The following is a 7029-nucleotide window of genomic DNA, read 5'->3' on the forward strand; positions in this document are numbered from 1 at the left end:
AACGAATTTGATAAAACAAGAAAGAAATGGGTAAGAAAAGAAAGACACCGGGTATCAATGGATCTTCTTCAGCCGATATTGCTTTCATGTTGCTTATCTTCTTCCTTATTACTACATCCATGGATACAGATAAAGGTTTGGCAAGACGTTTGCCGCCTCCTATACCCAAAGATCAAAAGAAGGATGATGTTGAAGTTAACAAGAGAAACTTGCTGGTTGTATTGATCAACAGCAACAACCAGATTCTCTGCGGCGACCAGTTCGTCGACATCAAGCAATTGAAAGACAAGGTTAAAGAGTTCATTGAAAATCCGTACAATGATGCGAATAAGCCCGAAAAAACAGAAGAGGACGTTCCTTTCTTCGGAAAAGTAATGACCGCCAAAAAACACGTAATTTCTTTGCAGAATGACCGTGGTACTGAATATCAGGCTTACATCAGTGTTCAGAACGAATTGGCTAAAGCATATAATGAACTGCGTGATGATGTTTCCAAAAAGAAATTCGGAAAAGCATTCGCAGATCTGGATGAAGAACAACAAAAGGCTGTGCAGCAGATTTATCCGCAAAAGATTTCTGAGGCAGAACCTAAAAATTATGGAGATAAGAAGTAATGGGAAAGTTTAGTAAAGCGGGCGGACGTGAAATGCCCGAATTGAATACGTCATCATTACCTGACTTGGTGTTCGCTTTCTTGTTCTTCATCATGATGGTAACATCCATGCGTGAAGTAACATTGATGGTGCAATTCCGCGCTCCACAGGCTACTGAACTTCAGAAGCTGGAAAAAAAATCGTTGGTTACATTCATCTATGTTGGAAAGCCCAATCAGGAATTTCAAGGAAAGATGGGTACTGAAGCCCGTTTGCAGTTGAATGATAAGTTCGCTGAAGTATCGGAAATTCAGGACTACATTGCTCAGGAAAAATCCAGTATGAAAGAAGACGACCAGCCGTTTATGACAGTATCTATCAAGGCCGACAAGGATACCAAGATGGGACTGATCACAGATGTCAAGCAGGCGCTTCGTGAAGCATACGCATTGAAGATTAGTTATTCTGCCCGTCAGGCAGCTGACTGATCTCAGGATATACAATAAAAAAGGGCGAGGTTAGAAAACTTCGCCCTTTTTTATTGTATTCCAGTTGCCAATTAAAGCCCCTTTACCCCATATACATTCTCGTGCAGACAACTCTTCACCTGCTCAAAGGAATGTTCCAAACCAACATCACCGTATGTCATAAGTCGCATTTCCAACCACTCTCCACCATTCCGGTAAGGAGGCTGGCAATAGACGTGATCATCCAATTTAAAGCCCAGCCGCTCATAGAAACCTATTCTTCGCTTACTCATTTCATCAGCAGGCATTTCTACTTCTAAAACAACCGGAGTCCCACAGAAAGCTAAAAACTGCTTCATAGCCTCAGCGCCTATCCCACCATTACGGGCAGCCGGATCAATCGCAAAATGTTCAGCATAAGTATAACCATCAAAAAGCCATCCGGTAATGAAACCGACATACTGAGCACCTCTTGACAAAGCATATACAATAAACCTCGGCTCATCCTGAATCAAACGACGGACAAGTGCAAAATCACGACGTTCCACTTCCGGAAAAGATTCCGTATATGTTTTCTCTATCAAATCTAATACCGGATCTGAAAAATCTTTTACAGACCTACATTCTACTACTGATTGTAAACTCATAAAACTATAAAATTGAAGATTATTATTACCAAAGGAACTTACAAACTAAAATATTCCACTAAAAAATAGAGATTAATCATTAGAGATTATTTATATTTGTATTAAGATTATAAGAACTGATTATATAGATATACAAATATACATAAATTATGGCACACCATCAACTGGATGAACTTGACGAGAAGATATTAAAACTAATCATAGGCAATGCCCGTATGCCTTTCCTCGAAGTTGCACGGGAGTGTAATGTATCGGGTGCAGCAATACACCAGCGCATACAAAAACTCACCAACCTGGGCGTAATCAAAGGATCCGAATTTATCGTCGACAATACAAAAGTAGGCTATGAAACTTGTGCATACATGGGCTTGTTCCTCAAATCTCCCGGACAATTTCCATCGGTTACGGAAGCTCTGAAGGAAATCCCGGAAGTGGTTGAATGTCATTACACGACAGGACAATATGACTTATTCATAAAGATATATGCGAAAAATAATCAGCATTTGTTAAGCATTATCCATAATAAACTTCAACCGTTAGGCCTTGCCCGAACCGAATCGCTGATCTCTTTCAAAGAAGCGTTCAAACGGCAAATCCCAATCGACTTGGAAGATGAAGATTAAATAAAAAACTCCGCATAGTCCTCTGATGTTCTATGCGGAGTTTTTTATTTTTCAATTTCATGAAATTAGAAATCTGCATTCTTCGGTGTACGCGGGAAAGGAATCACGTCGCGAATGTTTGTCATACCTGTCACAAACAACAGCAAACGTTCGAATCCCAAGCCAAAACCGGAATGAGGAACTGTACCGAAGCGGCGAGTATCCAGATACCACCACATATCCTTCATCGGAATCCCCATTTCATTGATGCGGTTCAGCAGTTTGTCATAGTCGGCTTCACGTTCGGAACCACCAATAATCTCACCGATTTTCGGGAACAATACATCCATCGCACGAACCGTCTTGCCATCCTCATTCTGCTTCATATAGAAAGCTTTGATCTCTTTCGGATAGTCAGTCAGGATTACCGGACGTTTGAAATGGTCCTCAACCAGGAAACGTTCATGCTCTGAAGCCAGGTCGACACCCCAATATACCGGGAACTCAAACGTATGACCTTTGGCAACGGCCTCTTCCAGAATCTTGATTCCTTCCGTATAAGGCAAACGGACAAAATCGTCTTTCAGCACTCCCTGCAGACGTTCGATCAAACCTTTATCGAACATATCATTCAAGAATTTGATATCGTCCATACAGTTGTCCAAAGCCCATTGTACGCAATACTTGATGAACTCTTCTGCCAACTGCATATTGTCCAAGATATCGTTAAAAGCCACTTCCGGTTCAATCATCCAAAACTCGGCCAAGTGGCGCGGCGTATTGGAGTTTTCTGCACGGAAAGTCGGACCGAATGTATAAATCTGTCCCAAAGCTGTAGCGGCCAATTCACCTTCCAACTGTCCGGAAACAGTCAAGCTCGCTTGTTTGCCGAAGAAATCGTTATCATAAATGATCGATCCGTTTTCATCCTTCTTCAGATCGTACAGGTTCATGGTCGTCACTTGGAACATCTGGCCTGCACCTTCACAGTCGGAAGCAGTGATCAGCGGTGTATGGAAATAGAAGAACCCTCTGTCATGGAAAAATTTATGAATGGCATAAGCCATGTTATGACGAATGCGGAACACTGCACCGAATGTATTCGTACGTGGACGGAGATGAGCGATCTCACGCAGGAACTCCATCGAATGGCCTTTCTTCTGCAAAGGATAAGTATTCGGATCGGCAGAACCGTAAATTTCTATTTCAGTAGCCTGGATCTCCACATTCTGGCCTTTCCCCTGCGACTGCACCAACGTACCGTTTACACTGATGCTCGCACCTGTTGTTATCGGCTTCAGAAATTCTTCGCCCAGCTTATCCACGTCTACAACGATCTGAACATTATTTATTGTAGAACCGTCATTGAGGGCTATGAAACTAACCTGTTTACTACCACGGCGGGTACGCACCCACCCTTTTACGTTAACGGTCGTGCCGAAAGCATCGCTTTTCAGTACGTCTACAATCTTTGTTCTTTTAATTGCTTCCATGTTTATATTTTTATTCTTAAGTAATCAAAACAAGTTAGCCGGCTTTTCCAACCGGCTAAACTCTATATTATTCAAAAGCACCCATGCGGAGCGCGTTCACTTCACGTTCGTTCAGATAACGCCACTTTCCACGTCCCAGGTTCTTTTTTGTAAGACCGGCAAAATATACACGATCCAGTTTAACCACGTGATAGCCCAGTGATTCGAAAATACGACGGACGATACGGTTACGTCCTGAGTGAATTTCGATACCGACCTGGCTCTTGTCATCCTCGCTTGCATAACTGATAGCATCAGCATGGATTTCTCCGTCTTCAAGCTCCAATCCGTTGGCGATCTTTTCCATATCTTCAATAGATACGTTCTTATCCAACCATACATGGTAGATCTTCTTCTTCTTGAAAGAAGGATGCGTCAGCTTGGAAGCCAGATCACCATCGTTAGTCAGCAGCAGTACACCTGTCGTGTTACGGTCCAGACGACCCACCGGATAAATACGCTCCTGGCAAGCGTTCTTTACCAGATCCATAACGGTCAGACGTTCTTGAGGATCATCGGATGTTGTCACACAGTTCTTCGGCTTATTCAAAACGATATACACTTTACTTTCGATCTGAACCGGCTGGTCTTTAAACAACACCTTGTCCTGACGGGTAATCTTCGTTCCCAATTCTGTTACCACCTGATCATTTACCTGTACAACACCGGCCTGGATAAATTCATCAGCCTCGCGACGCGAACAAACACCTGCATTGGACAAGAACTTATTCAAACGGATCGGTTCGTTCGGATCGGCCAACACTTCCTTATACTTCAACTGCTTCTGGAAGTTATACTTGGCATTCGGATTGTAATCACCGGGACGGCGATTATTGTTCGGACGTCTGTTGTTATTGTAGCCGCCACGTCCACCGCCACTGTTTCCATAACGGTTGTTGTTATTGCCGTATGAAGGTCTGCCACCACGATTATCGCGGTTGTCGTACGGCGAACTTACACGGGTGTCACCTACACGCGGTCTTCTTTTCTTTACACCATCACCCAAAGCACCATCACCGGACGGAGTGGCAGAATAAGCCTTTCCTCTGTCTTCATAGTTCGGGCGAGACGGACGATTGTAAGGACGATCGTTCCCATAAGAACGGTCATTGCCGTAAGAAGGACGATCGCTGCTGCCGTAGGAAGAACGATCATTGTTGCCATAAGAACGATTGTTGCCATAAGAGGGTCTGCTGTTATAGCCGCCTTCACGATTAGAGTTACCATAGCTACGGTTTCCACCATTATCGCGGTTATACGGTTTATTATAACCGCCATCACGGTTATCATACGTACGCGGGCGACTCGGTCTGTCTCCATAAGAAGAGCGGTTGTCCCCATAAGAATTATAACCTCCGCGGTCATCCCGGTTAGGACGGTTATATGGTCTCCGTTCATAGTTGTTTCCTTCAGGTCTGTTATAACCTTGATTGTAAGGTCTTCTTTCAGAATCCTGGTCTGTGTTTTCCCGTCTGATACTTGGTATCACCTTTCTTGGACGCGGTTGAGATTCATCTCTTTCTTCTGTGCTCATTTGATGTAAATTAAATGATAATTAACTACTTGGTAACCTCACGGCTACCCATTGTTTCTCACTAAATACCTGTATAATTATGCGGCGTTATCGCCTTTAATTCAGCTTTAACAGCATCACTAACCTGCAACGTATCAATAAAATGACTGATCGAATCGGCTGTAATGCCTTCATTCGTACGGGTCAAGGCTTTCAATGCTTCATAAGGTTTCGGATATCCTTCACGTCGAAGAACAGTCTGAATTCCTTCGGCCACTACAGCCCAGCAGTTATCCAAATCCCGGTACAATGCTTTTTCGTTTAATAACAACTTACCCAGTCCTTTTGTTAAACTTTTGAATGCGATTTCGATATGAGCCATCGGTACACCGACATTACGAAGGACAGTAGAGTCTGTTAAGTCACGCTGCAAACGTGAAATCGGCAACTTGCCAGCCAAGTGTGTCAGGATAGCATTTGCCATACCCAGATTACCTTCCGCATTTTCGAAGTCGATCGGATTCACCTTGTGCGGCATGGCAGACGAACCGACCTCGCCGGCTTTGATCTTCTGTTTGAAATACTCCATGGAAACATATTGCCAGAAATCACGGCACAAATCGATCAGGATCGTATCGATACGTTTCATTCCGTCAAAAATAGCGGCCATGTTATCATAGTTGGAAATCTGTGTCGTCCATTCCTCACGGCTCAGTCCCAACACTTCATTCACAAACTTGTTTCCAAAAACTTTCCAGTCATAATCAGGATAAGCCACATGGTGCGCGTTGAAATTACCGGTTGCTCCACCAAACTTGGCGGAAACAGGAGTCGCTTTCAACAATTTCACCTGTTGCTCCAAACGATAAACAAATACCATCACTTCTTTTCCCAAACGGGTAGGAGAAGCCGGCTGTCCATGTGTTTTGGCTAACATGGGGATATCCGCCCAGTCTTCGGCATACTTTTTCAACATGTCGATCACTTCCTGCAAACCAGGGAAATACACTTCATTCAAAGCTTCCTTAATAGACAATGGAACAGATGTATTGTTAATATCCTGAGAAGTCAATCCGAAATGGATAAATTCCTTGTATTCCTGTAAAGATAACAAATCGAATTTTTCTTTTATAAAATATTCAACAGCCTTTACATCATGATTCGTCACACTCTCGATCTCTTTAATACGGGTAGCGTCTTCAACCGAAAATTCACGGTAAATTTTCCGCAAAGCCTCTTTATTCTCCACAGTCGCCAACGCACGTAGCTGCGGTAAGAATTCAGACAGAGTAATAAAATACTCGATCTCAACCTGCACTCTGTATTTAATGAGCGCATACTCTGAAAAGTAAGCCGCCAAGTTCTCGGCTTTATTTCTGTATCGCCCGTCTACAGGCGAAATTGCTGTCAGTGTCGAAAATATCATATACATTATTAATATGGAGTTGCAAAGTTACTATAAATCTTAATACATATAGGCAGAGATGAAGTTTTTTTATACTTTTTCTCAAAAATATTTGGAGGTAATAAAAAAAGCCGTATCTTTGCAGCGCTTTAGAGAGATAGAGCGTATCAAACTTAATGAATAAATGAAAGGGCGTTTAGCTCAGCTGGTTCAGAGCATCTGCCTTACAAGCAGAGGGTCGGCGGTTCGAATCCGTCAACGCCCACCTTT

The 7029-nt window shown here is 43.0% G+C and carries 7 protein-coding genes and 1 tRNA gene; 4 read left to right on the plus strand and 4 right to left on the minus strand.

The genetic code is table 11. The annotated features are described in order from the left end of the window. The first annotated feature begins 26 nt into the window (after positions 1-26). Positions 27-614 carry a biopolymer transporter ExbD gene (locus RDN79_RS12290; RefSeq protein ID WP_298549666.1) on the plus strand — a complete coding sequence of 196 codons (588 nt, stop codon included), beginning with the start codon at positions 27-29 and terminating at the stop codon, positions 612-614. Continuing rightward, a complete protein-coding gene (locus RDN79_RS12295) occupies positions 614-1081 on the plus strand; it encodes a biopolymer transporter ExbD (protein WP_298549668.1) in 468 nt (155 codons plus the stop codon). Before RDN79_RS12290 ends, RDN79_RS12295 begins: the two co-directional genes overlap by 1 nt. A 71-nt stretch (positions 1082-1152) precedes the next feature. On the opposite strand, the gene RDN79_RS12300 is transcribed toward RDN79_RS12295, so the two are convergent. Beyond that, the gene (locus tag RDN79_RS12300) at positions 1153-1707 is read right to left on the minus strand and encodes a GNAT family N-acetyltransferase (RefSeq protein ID WP_298549670.1); all 555 of its coding nucleotides are present in this window, start codon (positions 1705-1707) and stop codon (positions 1153-1155) included. 149 nt (positions 1708-1856) lie between these two features. On the opposite strand from RDN79_RS12300, the gene RDN79_RS12305 reads away from it, so the two are divergent. Next, positions 1857-2330 carry an Lrp/AsnC family transcriptional regulator gene (locus RDN79_RS12305; RefSeq protein WP_008152579.1) on the plus strand — a complete coding sequence of 158 codons (474 nt, stop codon included), beginning with the start codon at positions 1857-1859 and terminating at the stop codon, positions 2328-2330. 65 nt (positions 2331-2395) lie between these two features. On the opposite strand, the gene asnS is transcribed toward RDN79_RS12305, so the two are convergent. From asnS to purB, 3 genes are all read right to left on the minus strand, one after another. Next, positions 2396-3802: an asparagine--tRNA ligase gene (asnS, locus tag RDN79_RS12310; RefSeq protein WP_298549674.1), complete on the minus strand. Its 1407-nt coding sequence runs from the start codon at positions 3800-3802 to the stop codon at positions 2396-2398. A 67-nt stretch (positions 3803-3869) separates the two neighbouring features. Continuing rightward, complete coding sequence (locus RDN79_RS12315; protein ID WP_298549676.1) at positions 3870-5375, minus strand: pseudouridine synthase; 1506 nt, start codon at positions 5373-5375, stop codon at positions 3870-3872. Between the two features lie 61 nt (positions 5376-5436). Beyond that, a complete protein-coding gene (purB, locus tag RDN79_RS12320; protein ID WP_298549678.1) occupies positions 5437-6780 on the minus strand; it encodes an adenylosuccinate lyase in 1344 nt (447 codons plus the stop codon). Between the two features lie 169 nt (positions 6781-6949). On the opposite strand from purB, the gene RDN79_RS12325 reads away from it, so the two are divergent. Beyond that, positions 6950-7024, plus strand: a tRNA-Val gene (locus RDN79_RS12325). Positions 7025-7029: the final 5 nt, after the last annotated feature.

This window comes from uncultured Parabacteroides sp. (assembly GCF_902493135.1).
In the GTDB taxonomy this organism is placed as follows: Bacteria; Bacteroidota; Bacteroidia; order Bacteroidales; family Tannerellaceae; genus Parabacteroides.